This window comes from Clostridium sp. KLE 1755 (genome assembly GCF_000466465.2).
Lineage (GTDB): Bacteria > Bacillota > Clostridia > Lachnospirales > Lachnospiraceae > Eisenbergiella > Eisenbergiella porci.
This window is the reverse complement of record NZ_KE992711.1, coordinates 1,740-17,425: the sequence shown is the minus strand read 5'-3', so window position 1 is coordinate 17,425 and position 15,686 is coordinate 1,740. Positions and strand designations below refer to the sequence as shown.

General features: G+C 50.1%; 12 protein-coding genes and 1 pseudogene. 11 read left to right on the top strand and 2 right to left on the bottom strand.

The features are described 5' to 3' along the window. Positions 1-185 precede the first annotated feature (185 nt). The gene (locus tag HMPREF1548_RS13360) at positions 186-728 is read right to left on the bottom strand and encodes a helix-turn-helix domain-containing protein (protein WP_331491502.1); all 543 of its coding nucleotides are present in this window, start codon (positions 726-728) and stop codon (positions 186-188) included. Positions 729-872: 144 nt separating this feature from the next. Between HMPREF1548_RS13360 and HMPREF1548_RS13355 the strand changes: the two are divergent. From HMPREF1548_RS13355 to HMPREF1548_RS13345, 3 genes and pseudogenes are all read left to right on the top strand, one after another. After that, positions 873-2,238 (top strand): annotated as a pseudogene (locus HMPREF1548_RS13355) (sodium-dependent transporter). 9 nt (positions 2,239-2,247) lie between these two features. Further along, complete coding sequence (locus HMPREF1548_RS13350; protein WP_021636732.1) at positions 2,248-2,832, top strand: LysE family transporter; 585 nt, start codon at positions 2,248-2,250, stop codon at positions 2,830-2,832. 176 nt (positions 2,833-3,008) lie between these two features. Next, the gene (locus HMPREF1548_RS13345) at positions 3,009-4,160 is read left to right on the top strand and encodes a glycosyl hydrolase family 18 protein (RefSeq protein WP_035322069.1); all 1,152 of its coding nucleotides are present in this window, start codon (positions 3,009-3,011) and stop codon (positions 4,158-4,160) included. On the opposite strand, the gene HMPREF1548_RS13340 is transcribed toward HMPREF1548_RS13345, so the two are convergent. Next, positions 4,157-6,097 carry an ABC-F family ATP-binding cassette domain-containing protein gene (locus HMPREF1548_RS13340; RefSeq protein ID WP_021636730.1) on the bottom strand — a complete coding sequence of 647 codons (1,941 nt, stop codon included), beginning with the start codon at positions 6,095-6,097 and terminating at the stop codon, positions 4,157-4,159. The genes HMPREF1548_RS13345 and HMPREF1548_RS13340 overlap by 4 nt on opposite strands. Positions 6,098-6,718: 621 nt before the next feature. Between HMPREF1548_RS13340 and HMPREF1548_RS13335 the strand changes: the two genes are divergently transcribed. The 8 genes from HMPREF1548_RS13335 to HMPREF1548_RS29965 form a co-directional block, all read left to right on the top strand. After that, positions 6,719-7,387 (top strand): redox-sensing transcriptional repressor Rex, encoded by a 669-nt coding sequence (locus HMPREF1548_RS13335; protein ID WP_025490110.1) that lies wholly within the window; start codon positions 6,719-6,721, stop codon positions 7,385-7,387. Positions 7,388-7,523: 136 nt separating this feature from the next. Next, on the top strand, positions 7,524-9,098 hold the full coding sequence (locus HMPREF1548_RS13330; protein WP_021636726.1) for a bifunctional ADP-dependent NAD(P)H-hydrate dehydratase/NAD(P)H-hydrate epimerase: 1,575 nt from the start codon (positions 7,524-7,526) through the stop codon (positions 9,096-9,098). A 147-nt stretch (positions 9,099-9,245) separates the two neighbouring features. Further along, on the top strand, positions 9,246-10,424 hold the full coding sequence (gene alr / locus HMPREF1548_RS13325) for an alanine racemase (protein WP_021636725.1): 1,179 nt from the start codon (positions 9,246-9,248) through the stop codon (positions 10,422-10,424). 154 nt (positions 10,425-10,578) lie between these two features. Next, positions 10,579-10,920: a type II toxin-antitoxin system PemK/MazF family toxin gene (locus HMPREF1548_RS13320; RefSeq protein WP_021636724.1), complete on the top strand. Its 342-nt coding sequence runs from the start codon at positions 10,579-10,581 to the stop codon at positions 10,918-10,920. Positions 10,921-10,992: 72 nt separating this feature from the next. Then, positions 10,993-12,435 (top strand): hemolysin family protein, encoded by a 1,443-nt coding sequence (locus HMPREF1548_RS13315; protein ID WP_021636723.1) that lies wholly within the window; start codon positions 10,993-10,995, stop codon positions 12,433-12,435. 24 nt (positions 12,436-12,459) lie between these two features. Beyond that, positions 12,460-13,188, top strand: coding sequence for a YebC/PmpR family DNA-binding transcriptional regulator (locus HMPREF1548_RS13310; protein WP_021636722.1), 729 nt, complete (start codon positions 12,460-12,462; stop codon positions 13,186-13,188). Between the two features lie 20 nt (positions 13,189-13,208). Next, on the top strand, positions 13,209-14,492 hold the full coding sequence (locus HMPREF1548_RS13305; RefSeq protein WP_021636721.1) for an O-acetylhomoserine aminocarboxypropyltransferase/cysteine synthase family protein: 1,284 nt from the start codon (positions 13,209-13,211) through the stop codon (positions 14,490-14,492). A 199-nt stretch (positions 14,493-14,691) separates the two neighbouring features. After that, positions 14,692-15,686, top strand: a 995-nt coding sequence (locus HMPREF1548_RS29965; RefSeq protein ID WP_035322064.1) for a hypothetical protein, incomplete at its 3' end; no start/stop codon positions are given.

The following is a 15,686-nucleotide window of genomic DNA, read 5'->3' as shown; positions in this document are numbered from 1 at the left end:
TGACAAAACGGGCGCACCGCCGTTAAGACGATACACCCGTTTTGCCTTGCACCCTGTATGGCAGCTATCCGTTTCTGTTGTTTGTGATACTGTCTTATGAGTAGTTACCTCAACAGACTGTGCTTTTTGGGGTTTAGGAATATCAAAGGGGAATCCAAAACGCAGACTGTTTTTCCGTCACCCCATCAGGGGTTAAAAAGAATCATGTGCAATATTGCTGTTTCATTACCAACATTTTTGTATGAATGCGCGGTATCGGCCTCAAATCGTATACTTTCTCCCTTTTCGACTATAAAATCCTGACCGCCCGCATGAATCTGAATTTTGCCTGTAAAGATTGTAATAAATTCAGTGGTTCCCTTTAAGTGCGGTTCGGATTCCCAATAACTTCCTTCATCTAATTCCAGATAATAGACTGCAAATCTGCGGTTCTCATTATCCGGGAAAAGAGAGAAATTTTTTACTTTTCCGCCATCTTCAAGCAAAGGCTGGATGTCGGATGTTTTCACAATCTCATATGGACTTTTGGGACGGACGGTTAAAGCGTCAAACGGTACTTTCATTCCGTTGGAAATTTTCCACAGTGTGGAAATGGTCGGATTCCCGTCGCCGCGTTCAATTTGTGCAAGCATACTTTTACTGACACCGCTCAGCCGTACAAGCTCATCCATGCTTAATTTCTTTTCTTCGCGCAGCCGTCTGATATTTTTAGCGACTATCATATTCATTGAATCCAAATAAATCGCTCCTTCCTCTTGACAATATAATACACCAGATGTATTATTATATCGCACTGATGCAATATAATAACCATTCTGTATCATTATACAATTTTGAATTGGGCCTGTAAAGAGGAAAGGGGCATTTATACTATGAAAAGAGAACATTTTTCATCGCGGCTGGGATTTATTCTGCTTACAGCAGCCTGTTCCATCGGTTTGGGAAACATCTGGAGATTTCCCTATATCACCGGAAAGTATGGTGGCGCGTCCTTTGTCATATGTTACTTGTTTTTTAGTAATATTGGGCTTGCCGATTGTAGTAATGGAATTTGCGGTGGGCCGGGCGAGTCAGCGAAGCACCGCATTGTCATTTAATATTTTGGAGCCGGAGGGGACAAAATGGCATTGGTTTAAATATGTAACAATCATTGGAAACTATCTGCTGATGATGTTTTATACGGTAATCAGTGGATGGCTGCTGTACTATTTTATAAAAATGGTAAAGGGCAGGTTTCAAGGCCTTACCTCAAACGAAGTTGCTGATGTATTCTCTGATTTGCTTGGGAACCCGACAGCCATGAACGTATGCTCGTTTATTGTGATCATTGTTTCCTTTGCAATTTGTGCTATCGGCTTACAAAAAGGAGTGGAACGTGTTACAAAAATCATGATGTCCTTATTATTTTGCCTGTTAATTGTATTAGCTGTCAGGTCTGTTATGCTTCCCAATGCGGAAACAGGATTGCGCTACTATCTCTATCCGGACTTTCGGGCCATGCAGAAAATAGGAGTGGCGGAATGCATTTTTGCGGCAATGGGTCAGGCATTTTTTACATTAAGTATTGGAATTGGTACATTATCCGTATTTGGGAGCCGGATTGATAAGAGCCATTCCCTGACCAGCAACGCACTGTATATGGGTATTCTCGACACCGTGGTTGCACTTATTGCAGGTTTAATTATTTTCCCGGCCTGCTTTAGCTTTGGGGTGGAGCCGGACAGTGGACCAAATCTATTGTTTATTACGTTGCCAAATATCTTTAATGCAATGGATAACGGCCGTCTTTGGGGAAGCTTATTTTTCCTGTTCATGGTATTTGCAGCTATTTCCACTGTCATTGCAGTCATTGAAAATATCGTTACCTATGGAATGGATTTAACCGGCTGCAGCAGAAAGAAATCGGCTTTTGTAAATCTTGTATTACTATTATTGCTGTCATTACCCTGTGTGTTCGGATTTAACCTCTGGAAAGGTTTTGAACCGCTGGGAAGCGGCACAAGTATCCTTGATTTGGAGGATTTCATTTTAAGCAATAATCTGCTTCCGCTGGGGAGTTTGGTATTTCTTTTGTTTTGTACCCGGCATTATGGGTGGGGCTGGGATAATTTCCATAAAGAAACGAAGATTGGAAAAGGCTTGCCATATCCGGACTTTGCTAGAAAATACATCAGCAATATCCTGCCGGTTATTGTACTTGTAATCTTCATAAGCGGCTATTTATCATTGTTGAAATAGAAAGGGGTTATGATGTTTCATTTATACGATTTTCTGATTTATTGTTTTATTACGGCTTACACGCCGGGCGCAAACAACCTGCTTTCCATGAGCAATGCCATACGGCTGGGATTTTGTAAGAGTGTCCGTTTTAATTTCGGCATACTGGCCGGATTTGCAATCGTTATGTCTGTTTGTACCGCATTCAGCGCGACACTCTATTCATTTCTTCCAAAAGTAAAGATTGTCATGCAGATATTGGGCGCCGCATATATGCTGTACCTTGCATGGAAAGTCTGGAAAAGTTCTTCTGAATTAAGTGCAGACGGCGGTAAGGAGGCCAGCTTTCTTTCCGGCATGGTACTGCAATTTGCCAATCCTAAAATCTATATTTACGCAATCACGGCAATGTCGCTTTATATCCTGCCTGTTTATCATTCGGGGACAGCGCTCATCGGGTTTACTGCCATACTGTCTCTGATTGGCGCTTCAGGCTCCTTTGTTTGGAGGCTGTTTGGAGCGGCATTTTGTAAATTCTTCTCCAAACACACGAAGCTGGTAAATGCTGTTATGGCTCTTTTGATTGTTTACTGCGCGATTGCTTTATTCCTTTAGTAGTTCGTCTGCATTAGAAATTTAATGCTTTATTAGCTGCTGTGAAGCACAAAAAAACACGAGGGTAACTGGCTCCAGGCGTATTCTATCTGTGGAAAGCAGCCGATTTAACTGAAACATAGAAATCAAAGCCCTTTCCGGCGCATATGATACAAAAAAGGCTACAGGATACGAATATGCAGATTTATGTTGTAAAACAGGGGGATACTGTCGATACCATTGCCGGAGAATACGGTGTTTCCGTTGAGGATATCATTTACGATAATCAGATTCCCTATCCCTACCGCCTGGCAGTGGGCATGGCGCTGCTTTTGCGGATAACGGGAGAGGAGGGTGCCGGTCTGTACGATGCATATGTGAACGGCTATGCCTATCCGTTTATCAGCAACTATGTGCTCAACCAGACCCTGCCATACTTGTCCTCCTTATCCATTTTTTCTTATGGGTTTACTACGGAAGGGAACCTTATTCCCCCGGCGATTGATGAAAGCTTCATGATTCAGGCGGCGCTCCTGGAGGACGTGGCTCCCATCCTGACCCTGACGCCCTTCGGGGCGGATGGCATGTTTAATAATTACCTGATTTCCGTCCTGGTCAATAACCAGCCGGTCAGGGATACCCTGATTGCACAGCTGCTGTTTACCATGGAACAGAAAGGCTATCAGGGAGTGGATATCGATTTTGAATATATCCTTCCTGAAGACCGGGACGCTTTCACCGCCTTTGTGGCGGAAACGAGGGCGGCGGCCAATGCGGAAGGCTACACCCTTTCCGTCGCGCTCGCGCCCAAGATATCCGATACCCAGACCGGCCTTCTCTATGAAGGAAAGGATTATGAAGGACTGGGAAGGGCGGCGGACAGCGTACTCCTCATGACCTACGAATGGGGGTATACCTACGGTCCGCCGATGGCCGTCGCGCCCCTCAACAAAGTGATCGAGGTGGTGGAATACGCCATAACAAAAATCCCTCCCGAAAAAATCGATCTGGGCATACCCAATTACGGCTACGACTGGCCCCTCCCCTACATAAGAGGCGAGAGCAAAGCCGATACCATCGGCAACATAGAAGCCGTCCAGATAGCCATTGAAAACAACGCTGAAATCCTTTTTGACAGCACTGCCATGTCCCCATGGTTCCGCTACACAAAAGACGGGGTGGAACACGAGGTCTGGTTTGAGGATGTCCGCAGCCTGCGCGAAAAATTCCGCCTGGTAAAAAGCTATGGCCTGAGAGGCATGGGCTACTGGCAGATCATGCAGCTTTTCCGGGCCAACTGGCTTCTTCTCGCAGATACCTTTTCCATACAAAAAAGGCCTGCCGGTTAATCCGACAGGCTTTCCCATTCCTCCATTTTAAGCAGAAGCTCTTCCTCAACCTGCTCCTTTTCCCTGGCCAGCGCCTGCAGCCTGGCAACATCCGTGCATACCTCGGGCCGCAGCATTTCCGCATCGATTTCCTGGCTGCGGGTTTCCAGACGTTCGATTTGCTCCTCACACCTTTTCAGGGCGTTTTCCTTCTTCCGCAAAGCGGCCTGCGCTTCCTTCTGCGACTGCCAGTCCTGCTTCAGGCTGGAAGAAGCGGCAGAGGCGGCTTCGGATTTTATCCCGCCGGCAGCAGGAGGGAAGGCTCCGCCGGTCCCTGAAGAAAGCACTGTATTTTCCGCCTTCTTCTCCAGATAGTAATCATAATTCCCAAGATACCCGGTAAACCCGCCGTTGCAAAGCTCCAGAATCCGGGAAGCCGTGCGGTTGATAAAATAACGGTCATGGGACACATAAAGCACTGTGCCGCTGTAGCTGTTGATGGCGTCCTCCAGGATTTCCTTACTCATGATATCCAGATGGTTCGTAGGCTCATCCAGAATCAGGAAATTTGCTTCAGACAGCATCAGCTTGGCCAGAGACACACGTCCCCGTTCCCCGCCGGAAAGCATCTTAATCTGCTTGAACACATCGTCCCCGGTAAAAAGAAACGCTGCCAGAACATTCCTGATTTCCGTATTTGTGAGCGCAGGATACTCATCCGAGATTTCCTCAAACAACGTTTTGTCAGGATGCAGTACATGATGCTCCTGATCATAATATCCGATATGTACCTTTGTCCCCAGCCGGATATTCCCGGCATCCTGTTCCACAAGCCCGTTGATGATTTTTAAAATCGTGGTTTTCCCCGTCCCGTTGTCACCGATAACCGCCACATGCTCCCCGCGCTTTATGGAAAAAGACAGCCCTTCAAACAGCCGTTCCGGCCCGAACGCCTTTGCCAGATTTTCAACATCCAGCACATCGTTCCCGCTCATGATCCTGGGATGCAGCTCCATCCGCATATCCGCCCGCGTTTCCACCGGCTTGTCCAGCACCTCAATCTTCTGAAGCATCTTTTCCCGGCTTTCCGCCCTCCGGATGGATTTTTCACGGTTAAAGGAACGCAGCTTCTCGATTACCGCCTCCTGATGCTTGATTTCCTGCTGCTGATTCATGTAAGCATTCCACCGCGCCGCCCGGACCTGCTCTTTTTTCACTGCATAATCCGAATAATTCCCTGAAAAAACGGAAACCTCCGTACCGTCAAGCTCAATAATTTTCGTTGCGATCTTATCCAGGAAATACCGGTCATGGGACACGATCAAAACGGCACCCTTATAATTCAGGAGATAGTTTTCCAGCCAGGCGATGGAAGACATGTCCAGATGGTTCGTAGGCTCATCCAGAATGATCAAATCCGGCCTGTCAAGCAGAAGCTTACCCAAAGCCACCCTTGTTTTCTGACCGCCCGACAACGTACAGGCCTTCTTGGAAAACTCCTCTTCCGTAAAACCGAGCCCCTTCAAAACTCCCACGATCTCGCTCCGGTAGCTGTACCCGTCCGCCAGCTCAAACTGATGCGTATAAAGCGCATACTGCTCCATCAAAGCAGCCAGCGCCTCCCCTTCCACATGCTTCATTTCCAGCTCGCACTGCCGGATCCGCTCCTCCAGCGCGATCACATCCCGCTTCACCTCAAGAAGCTCATCATAGATCGTATGCTCACTGTCCACCTCAGCGTTCTGCGGAAGATACCCGAAGCTCTTATCCTTTCCGAAGACCACCTGCCCGCTGTCAGCCTCCAGCTCCCCCACAATAATCCGCAGCAAAGTAGTCTTCCCGGCCCCGTTAATCCCCACCACAGCCGCCTTCTCATAATCCTCTATATGAAAAGAACAATTCCTGAACACCTGCTTCTCATGAAAAGCCTTATTCACATTCTGACAAGATAAAACCATTCCCACTCACCTCTATAACTCATTTTTCTTTTTTTGCCCTTAAATCCCTTTTCCCTTCCGCCCTGCTTAGCGTACCCCGCCTGACGTCCTGCGCCGTTCTCAGGCCTGGGGGCAAGGGGGCGGGGGATTTTCAGGTGAATCTCACAAAAATGGAGACAATTTCTTACCTCGCCGTTTACCTGGGCTGCTGTCCGCCCAAACGGCGCTGTCTGACGAACGAAGAGAGGAGTTCTGCGCCGTTTGACAGCAGCTCAGGCAAACGGCGAGGTTAGAAATTTCCCATTTTTGCGACTGAACCTGAAAATCCCCCGCCCCCTTGCCCCCAGGCCTGAGAACGGCGCAGGACGTCAGGCCCACCCCCACAAGTTTACCGTTGAAGGGACGGGCTGTCAATTCAAACCTATTTAATTCATTGACATTTTTTTAACATATGTCTATAATAATTAAGTAATGGGTTCAGCCGCAGGACAGGTCTGTGCATTTGCTGCACAGACCATACAAAATGCGGCGCCTGGAAGCGGAAATCCGTCGCCAAAAGCAGGCCGGGATGGATTTTTGCCTGTAACTGCGGATACAAAGCAGTTACAATGGGCTTGGAAAAAAGAATGGAGGCGTAACAAATTGGATAAAGAAATTTCACAGGCAGTAATCGCGCGTCTTCCCAGATATTTCCGGTACCTTGGTGAACTGAAGGACAGTGGCGTGGAACGCATTTCCTCTCAGGAGCTGAGCAGGCTGATGCATGTTACCGCATCCCAGATCCGGCAGGATTTCAATAATTTCGGAGGCTTCGGACAACAGGGGTATGGCTATAACGTGGAGTATCTGTATACCGAGATCGGCAAGATACTCGGATTGGATAAAAAGCATCATCTGATAATCATTGGTGCGGGCAATCTTGGCCAGGCGCTGGCTAATTATATGAATTTTGAGCGCCGCGGCTTCATTTTCACAGGCGTATTTGATATCAATGAAAAGCTGCACGGAAAAATGATCCGCGGGATGAAGGTCCGCCCCATGGAAGAAATGCAGGAATTTGTCAGGGAAAACAATATTGATATCGCGGTGCTTACCATACCGAAGGAAGGCGCGGCCGCCGCAGCTGAAAAGCTGGTGGGAATGGGAATCAAGGCCATATGGAATTTCGCCCATGTGGATTTGGATGTGCCTGACAGCGTGCAGGTGGAAAACGTACACCTGTCGGACAGCCTCATCAAGCTGTCCTATATGATAAATCAATATGAAAACGAGTTGGAAGAGAAAGAAAAGAACGCTTCCGGTGAGGCGTAAAGACAGGCTTGTATAAAGGGTGCCGTGTTCCCGGATGGGAATGCGGCAGTCTGGTAAATGCGTCAGGGCAGCAGGCTCAGGACGCATTTTTGCATGATTTGGGAATTCGGAAGCTGCAGTTTGCGGGGAGATAAAAATGGAATATCTGGTTACCTCGGCGGAAATGAAACGCTGTGATGGAAATACAATAGAACATTTCGGCATGCCTTCCATGGTGCTGATGGAAAGGGCGGCGCTGGCCTGTGCGGAAGAACTGATCACACGGGATAAGAAGCTGAAGGAAGCGATGCGCCCCTTTGGGCCGGTGCCTCCTGCCAACAGAACGCTGGTAGCCGCAGGCACCGGCAATAACGGCGGCGATGGGCTGGCCATAGGCAGGCTGTTGAGCCAGGCGGGCTTTCCGGTGGATTTTGTACTGCTGGGCAAGGAAGAAAAGTGTTCCGCGGAAACGGCGGCCCAGCTTAAAATTCTTGAAAACTATGGATACCGGGTCATGCGCAAACTTCCGGAACGGGAATATGATATTATCATAGACTCGATTTTTGGCATTGGACTGACAAGGCCTGTGGAAGGCAGCTTCGCGGAGGCGGTGGAATATATCAACGCACAGGACGCCTATGTCCTTTCCGTAGATATCCCTTCCGGCATCCATGGGGATACCGGGGAGGTGATGGGCTGCGCCGTACAGGCGGATGTAACGGTAACCTTTGGATTCCGCAAGCTGGGACTTGTTTTATATCCGGGCGCCCGGTATGCGGGAAAGGTGATCTGCGCCGATATCGGAATTACACAGGAAGGCTTTCTGGGAGAGTATCCCCGGATTTTTACCTGGAACAACGAAGACAGGGGATTCCTGCCGGTAAGGCTCCAGGAGGGAAATAAGGGCACCTTCGGTAAGGTGCTCCTGATCGCGGGAAGCCGGGGAATGGCGGGCGCCTGCGAGCTGTCTGCAACGGCCGTGTTAAAAAGCGGCGCGGGCATGGTGCGGGCGGTGACGCCGGAAAGCAACCGTGTTATTATGCAGACCGCACTGCCGGAAGCCATGCTCACCACCTATGAGGAATGGACGCCGCAGGCGGAAGAAAAGCTGAGAGAGGCCTGTGCCTGGGCGAATGTAATCGCTGTCGGCCCGGGGTTTGGAAAAAGCCCGGAAGCACTGCGGATACTGGAGGCGGTGCTAAAGCAGACGATGCAGCCTCTGATAATAGACGCGGACGCGCTGAATCTGCTGGCAGAACACAGGGAGCTTCTGGATGAGCTGATACAAAGGCAGCAGGAGCCGGAAACAAGGCGCGAGCTGATCCTTACGCCGCATCCGGGAGAATTCGGCAGGCTTGCGGAAAAGAAAACGGATGAAATCCAAAAAGAAGCAGCTGCGCTGACCCTGGAATGGGCAGCCAGGCTGCAGGCCGCATTTGTATGTAAGGGCGCACGCACGCTGGTGGGAAGCCCGGAGGGAAGGCTGTATATGAATCTTACCGGCAACAGCGGTATGGCCACGGCGGGCAGCGGCGACGTGCTCACCGGCATTCTGGCCGGACTTTCCGCCCAGGGAATGCATGCCTTTGATGCCGCCTGTGCGGGAGTGTATCTGCATGGTATGGCAGGAGACCGGGCCGCGCATAAAAAAAGCGAATACGGCGTCACTGCCGGCGATTTGACCCTGGAACTGGAAGCCCTGTTTCCGGAGCTTTTAAAGAAAACGCCATAAAGAAAAAGCCGTAAAGAAAACACTGTAAATAAAGTACTGTAAGAAAAGACTGCGGTGCCGGGTGCGGGAGAAGCTTAAAATTCCTTTCAAACTACTGATTGATGCAGAATCGCAGGCAACCTGCGATATGCGGGAGGTAAAAATAAGATGAATAATTATGACAGAATATGGGCGACGGTGGATCTGGATGCGATAAAACACAATATGGCCGCCATGAAAGCCAATCTCCGGGAGGAGACGAAGATCATTGCCGTGGTGAAAACAGACGGCTATGGCCATGGGGCGGTGCCCATTGCCCATGAAATAGAGGATTTGCCGTACCTGTACGGCTTTGCCGTGGCAACGGTGGAAGAAGCCCTGATATTACGGGGCAGCGGCATACGCAAACCGGTGCTGATTCTGGGCTATACCTTTCCCTACTGCTATGAGAAAATGGCAAGGGAGGAAATCCGCCCGGCCGTGTTCCGTGAGGATATGCTGGAGGAAATGGGAAAAGCGGCCGTTTCCTGCGGCCGCCCTGTGAAAATACATATCAAGGTGGATACGGGAATGAGCCGTATCGGAATCCGTCCGGATGAGAGCGGCCTTACCTTTGTCAGAAAATGCATGGAAACACCGGGGATAGAAATCGAAGGGATTTTCACTCATTTTGCCAGGGCTGATGAAACGGATAAGACGCCGGCAAGGCAGCAGCTGGAACAGTTCCTTGATTTTACCGGACGGATCCGCAGGGAGCTGGGCATACATATTCCCGTGCAGCACTGTTCCAACAGCGCCGGCATCGTAGGGCTTGGGGAAGCAAACCTGGATGTGGTCAGGGCAGGAATCACCCTTTACGGCCTGTGGCCGTCGGAGCAGGTGGCAAAGGATATCGTTCCTTTAGAGCCGGTGCTCTCCTTAAGAAGCCGCATCGTATACATAAAAGAACTGGAAGCCGGCAGGGCTGTCAGCTACGGCGGGACCTTCGTGACGCAGGCTCCCACCCGGGTAGCCACCATACCGGCCGGATATGGGGATGGATATCCCAGAGGCCTTTCCAACAAGGGCAGCGTGCTGATCGCGGGAAAACGCGCGCCGATTCTGGGACGGATATGCATGGATCAGTTTATGGTGGATGTCACCGGGATACCCGAAGCGAAGGAAGGCGACGTGGTCACCCTCATAGGACCGGACGGGGACGATGCCATAACCATGGAGGAGCTGGGAGAGCTTTCCGGCCGCTTTAATTATGAGCTGGCCTGCTGTCTGAATAAGCGGGTTCCCAGAGTCTATGTGAGGGACGGGGAAACCGTTTACAGCAAGGACTCCTTCCGGGATTTCCGCTAGAGAGGAAAGCAGTTTTCAAATACGCTCCAAAAATCACCCTACCTGAATACCTTCCGAAAAACAGGCAATAATATTGCAAGACAGCCGGAATACTTAAGACGCTGCGGCTGCCTGTAAGGATGTAACGCTTTCCGGAGAAGAAGGAGATCAGGACATGAGACGCGGAGATATCTATTATGCGGATTTAAGACCGGTAATTGGATCGGAGCAGGGCGGAATCAGGCCGGTATTGATCATACAGAACGATGTGGGAAACAAACACAGCCCTACTGTGATTTGCGCCGCAATTACCTCCAGGATGAATAAAGCGAAGCTCCCCACGCATATTGAGCTTCGCGCAGGGGAGTATGATATTGTAAAGGATTCCGTCATTCTCCTGGAACAGCTGCGGACAATTGACAAGCAGCGTTTAAAGACAAAAGTCTGTCATCTGGATGAATCCACCATGGCCCGTGTAAACCAGGCCCTGAAAATCAGCCTGGAATTAAATACATAAGCTAAGCCAGGTTTCTTGACGTTTTTTTACCAAGATGATATATTAAGATGAGTTTGAAAAGGAGTTGATAGAATGGACGATGGTGGGCCTACTGCCAGTATACTTTTATTTCTGGGGCTTTTGCTCCTGGAAGCATATTGTTACGGCTTCGGCGCTGCGATTCATGGACTGAATGAAAAAGAGGTGGAAAGAAAAGCGATAGAGGAGAATGATAAAAGGTCTCTTCTGCTGAGCAGGCTTGTGGGAAAGCCGTCCCGGTACGTTAATACGGTTCAGCTGGTGGTAACCTTTCTGAACCTGTGCATGGGCGGCATGTATCTGCGTGTCTGGAGCTCCCATATCAGGAAAATGCTCCGGGCGCTTGCGGAAAGGCAGGCGGGGCTGTCTCCTTTTGCGGGAGGGCTGATTACGGCCGCTTCCCTGGTGATTACCGTGATTCTTCTGCTTTACATACTGCTGGTTTTCGGCACACTGATACCGAAGAAGCTGGCTTCCCGGTCACCGGAGAAATGGGCTTACAGGATGATTAAGCCCGTTTCCGCCGTTATGACCATTTTTGCGCCTCTGACGGGACTTTTTTCCGTCACGGCGTACGGGATACTGAAGCTGTTCGGCATGCATCCGGATGAAGACAGCATTGATGTGACGGAGGAAGAGATCATTTCCATGGTAAATGAAGGCCATGAGCAGGGCGTAATCCAGGCCAGCGAAGCGGAGATGATAACCAATATTTTTGAATTCGGGGACAAGCGTGCCGAGGATATCATGACCAACCGTACGAATATCGTGGCCATTGACTGTGAGATGACCTTCGGCGATGCGATCCAGTTCATGCTGAACGGACGCAACAGCAGATACCCGGTGTATGAAGAAAATATTGATCATATCATCGGAATTCTCCATATGAAGGATGCCCTGCGCAGACAGTCTGCGACCGATCCGGGAATGAAGGTCCGGGATATTCCCGGGCTGCTCAGGGATGCCAGGTTCATACCTGAGACGAGGAAGGTGGATTCCCTGTTCAAGACAATGCAGTCCACCAAGTGCCAGATGGTTATTGTCCTGGACGAATACGGGCAGACCGCGGGCATGATAGCCATGGAAGATATACTGGAAGAAATAGTAGGCAATATTCTGGATGAATATGATGTGGATGAATCCTATATCAGGGAAAAGAGCAAGGACGAATACATCATAGAAGGGAAGACTCCTCTGGAGGAGCTGGAGGAGCTGTTTGACATTTCCTTTGATGAAAGCGAGTTTGAGACGTTAAACGGATTCCTGATTGCAAAGCTGGAGCATATCCCCGAGCCGGATGAGCAGTTTGATATCCGGATCGACGGATATGATTTCAAGGTGCTTTCCGTGGAAAACAAAATGATAAAGACGGTCCTTGTGAAAAAGCTCCCCGAAGAAAGCGGCGCCGCCTGTGAAGAGCGGCCCCTTTCCGGGAAAACAGAAGAAGACAGGCGTTCCTCCGGCCAGGATAAGGCGGGAGAAAGCGGAAACAAGTGATGGATAAAAAAGGAGAAAGAAAAAATGTCAGGACATTCAAAATTTGCAAACATTAAACATAAAAAAGAAAAAAATGATGCTGCCAAGGGCAAAATTTTTACCATTCTGGGAAGGGAAATTGCCGTTGCGGTAAAGGAGGGCGGCCCGGATCCGGCCAATAACTTCAAGCTTTCCCAGGTAATTGCCAAAGCAAAGGCCAACAACATGCCCAACGATACCATTGAACGTGGCATCAAGAAGGCAGCCGGCGATGTGGGAAATGTAAATTATGAATACGTAACCTATGAAGGCTACGGCCCCAACGGCATCGCCATCATAGTTGATGCGCTTACCGATAACAAGAACCGTACGGCCGCCAATGTAAGGAGCGCCTTTACCAAGGGCAACGGAAGCATCGGGACACCCGGCTGCGTATCCTTCATGTTTGACAAAAGAGGACAGATCATCATCGACAAGGAAGAATGTGAAATGGAAGCGGATGATCTGATGATGATGGCTCTGGATGCCGGCGCGGAGGATTTTGGCGAAGAGGAAGACAGCTTTGAAATCCTTACGGCTCCCGATGATCTGGAGGCTGTGCAGAAAGCGCTGGAGGAAGCCGGCATTGTCCTGGCAAGCGCCGAAGTGACCATGATCCCCCAGAATTATGTGGAGCTTACCGATGAAACAGCATTAAAGAACCTGCAGCGTACGCTGGATCTGCTGGATGACGATGACGACGTACAGGCGGTATATCATAACTGGGATGAGTAAATCCTAAAGGGAGCATACGAATGAAGAAACCATACGCAAAAGAAACAATATGTATCCAGTCGGGCTGGAAGCCCGGAAACGGGGAACCCAGGGTCCTTCCCATCTATCAGACAACCACTTATAAATACGATACCTCCGAGCAGATGGGACGCCTTTTCGATCTGGAGGAGGACGGCTATTTTTACACCAGGCTCCAGAACCCCACCAATGATTGTGTCGCGCAGAAGATCTGCGAGCTGGAGGGCGGTGTGGCGGCCATGCTCACATCCTCCGGCCAGGCCGCTAACTATTATGCGGTGTTCAATATCTGTGAGGCGGGCAGCCATGTGGTGCTTTCTTCCACCGTTTACGGCGGCACCTTCAACCTCATCGCCGTAACAATGAAGAAAATGGGAATTTCCTGCACTATCGTGGATCCGGATGCGGACTATGAAACCCTCTGCCAGGCTTTTCAGGAAAATACCAGATGTGTGCTGGCGGAAACCATTGCCAACCCCGCGCTGGTGGTGCTTGATATTGAAAAATTTGCAAAGGCGGCCCACGCCCATCAGGTGCCTCTGATTGTGGACAATACCTTTGCCACGCCCATTAACTGCAATCCTTTTAAATGGGGGGCGGACATCGTTACCCATTCCACCACCAAGTACATGGACGGACATGCCATGTGCGTAGGCGGCGCCATTGTGGACTCCGGCAATTTTGACTGGAGCCTTTATCCGGAAAAGTTCCCGGGCCTGTGTGAACCCGATGATTCCTATCACGGCATCATATATGCGGAAAAATTCGGAAAGGAAGCGTACATAAGGAAGGCAACGGTACAGCTGATGCGTGATCTTGGATCCATCCAGTCGCCGCAGAATGCGTTCCTTCTGAACGTGGGGCTGGAAACGCTTCATCTGAGAATGCCCAGACACTGTGAAAACGCCATGAAGGTGGCGAGCTTCCTGGAAAATCATGAAAAGGTGGCCTGGGTGAACTATCCTGGCTTAAAGAGCAGCAAATATTATGAACTGGCATGCAAATATATGCCGAACGGTACCTGCGGCGTGATTTCCTTCGGCCTGAAGGGCGGAAGGCATGCAGCGGAGATAATGATGGATAAGCTGGAGCTGGCGGCTATCGTGACGCACGTTGCGGATGCCAGAACCTGTGTGCTTCATCCTGCCAGCCATACACACAGGCAGATGAACGACGAGCAGCTGAAGGAAGCCGGAGTCAATCCGGATCTTATCCGCTTCTCTGTGGGAATCGAGAATGCGGAAGATATTATAGCGGATTTGGAGCAGGCGCTTGCCGCTATCTAAACTCAGCGGGCCGCGCCGGTTATCCGGTGCGGCCCTGCGTGTTAAAAGAAGGCAGCAGTTCATACCAAGCTGTGCGGTAAATACGCAGACTGGACAAATATGCGTCGGCAGAAGGCATCCTGTCCATCGCACAACGGTTATAAACGGCAGGATGCCTGTAACAGTTCGTCTATACAAACTGTTCGAATCGGGGGGAAGCATGAGATATCTCAGATGCAGGTTTAATTATATATTGTGGGCATTGTACGGTCTGGTAATCTGTATTTATTTTACTGCGCAGATCTCTCTGATCTGTACTATGCTGGATCTTGGCTGGCCTTATTATTTCCTCGGAACGGCAGGCTGTGCTTTGCTGTTGGTCCTGGCGGTTTATACGCCGGTTCATATGCTGGCGGAAAAACGGGCTGAAGTAAGACCGGAATTAAAGCATGCCCAGCTGTGGGAATGCCTTTTCCTTATTTTTGCCATTGCGGCGGCCCTGCTTCTGCGGCTCTGGATGGCTTCCTCCGGCGGCGCCGGGCTGTACGGCGATAAAAGCCTGTATATAATCGCAGCCGCTACGGCAGGACAGCCTGTGAGGCTGACAGGGCTTCATTTTAACGAAATTTTTCTGTTCCTTCTTACCTGCCTGTTTTCCATGATCGGTGTGTGGGAAAATAACTGTATTCTTTTACAGCTGGCCCTGCAGATTGCAGCCATTGCCCTGCTGTATCCGGCTGTGCGCATGATTGCGGGGAAAATCGCTGCGGTGGCGGCCGTGACGGCGGCGGCCCTGCTTCCGGTATATGTGGAATACTGTCTGTCCGCCACGCCGGAAGGCCTGCGTATGCTCTGTTTTTCCCTGCTTCTGTTAATAGTGGGAGCCATGCTTGGCAAGCTTAAGAAATGCGGAAGGAAATCTGCGGCGGCAGGACTGATTCTTTTTCTGGCCGGCTTTGCGGCGGGGATTTTTTCATTCCTGGATTATTATTTCCTGAGCGTATTTCTTTTGGGACTTCTGGGGATCCTGTATCTGGAACGCCGCGGTGTCCGTGCTAAAACAAGAATTAAAGAAACGGCAGCTTTTTTTATCGCCGCCCTGTGCGGTTTTGCAGGCGCGCTCTGCCTCCGGCTTTTTCTTTTCGGCGGGAGCGTTGCGGAGGTGCTGCAGGAATGGTTTTTGGCAAATATGGAGTCAGGACAGACCGGCTGGGG

Coding starts and splice junctions, on each gene's coding strand:
- HMPREF1548_RS13315 (WP_021636723.1), top strand. CDS start 10,993: ATGGACGATGGTGGGCCTACTGCCAGTATACTTTTATTTCTGGGGCTT.
- HMPREF1548_RS13345 (WP_035322069.1), top strand. CDS start 3,009: ATGCAGATTTATGTTGTAAAACAGGGGGATACTGTCGATACCATTGCC.
- HMPREF1548_RS13310 (WP_021636722.1), top strand. CDS start 12,460: ATGTCAGGACATTCAAAATTTGCAAACATTAAACATAAAAAAGAAAAA.
- HMPREF1548_RS13320 (WP_021636724.1), top strand. CDS start 10,579: ATGAGACGCGGAGATATCTATTATGCGGATTTAAGACCGGTAATTGGA.
- HMPREF1548_RS13330 (WP_021636726.1), top strand. CDS start 7,524: ATGGAATATCTGGTTACCTCGGCGGAAATGAAACGCTGTGATGGAAAT.
- HMPREF1548_RS13340 (WP_021636730.1), bottom strand. CDS start 6,097: ATGGTTTTATCTTGTCAGAATGTGAATAAGGCTTTTCATGAGAAGCAG.
- HMPREF1548_RS13350 (WP_021636732.1), top strand. CDS start 2,248: ATGATGTTTCATTTATACGATTTTCTGATTTATTGTTTTATTACGGCT.
- HMPREF1548_RS13360 (WP_331491502.1), bottom strand. CDS start 728: ATGAATATGATAGTCGCTAAAAATATCAGACGGCTGCGCGAAGAAAAG.
- HMPREF1548_RS13305 (WP_021636721.1), top strand. CDS start 13,209: ATGAAGAAACCATACGCAAAAGAAACAATATGTATCCAGTCGGGCTGG.
- alr (WP_021636725.1), top strand. CDS start 9,246: ATGAATAATTATGACAGAATATGGGCGACGGTGGATCTGGATGCGATA.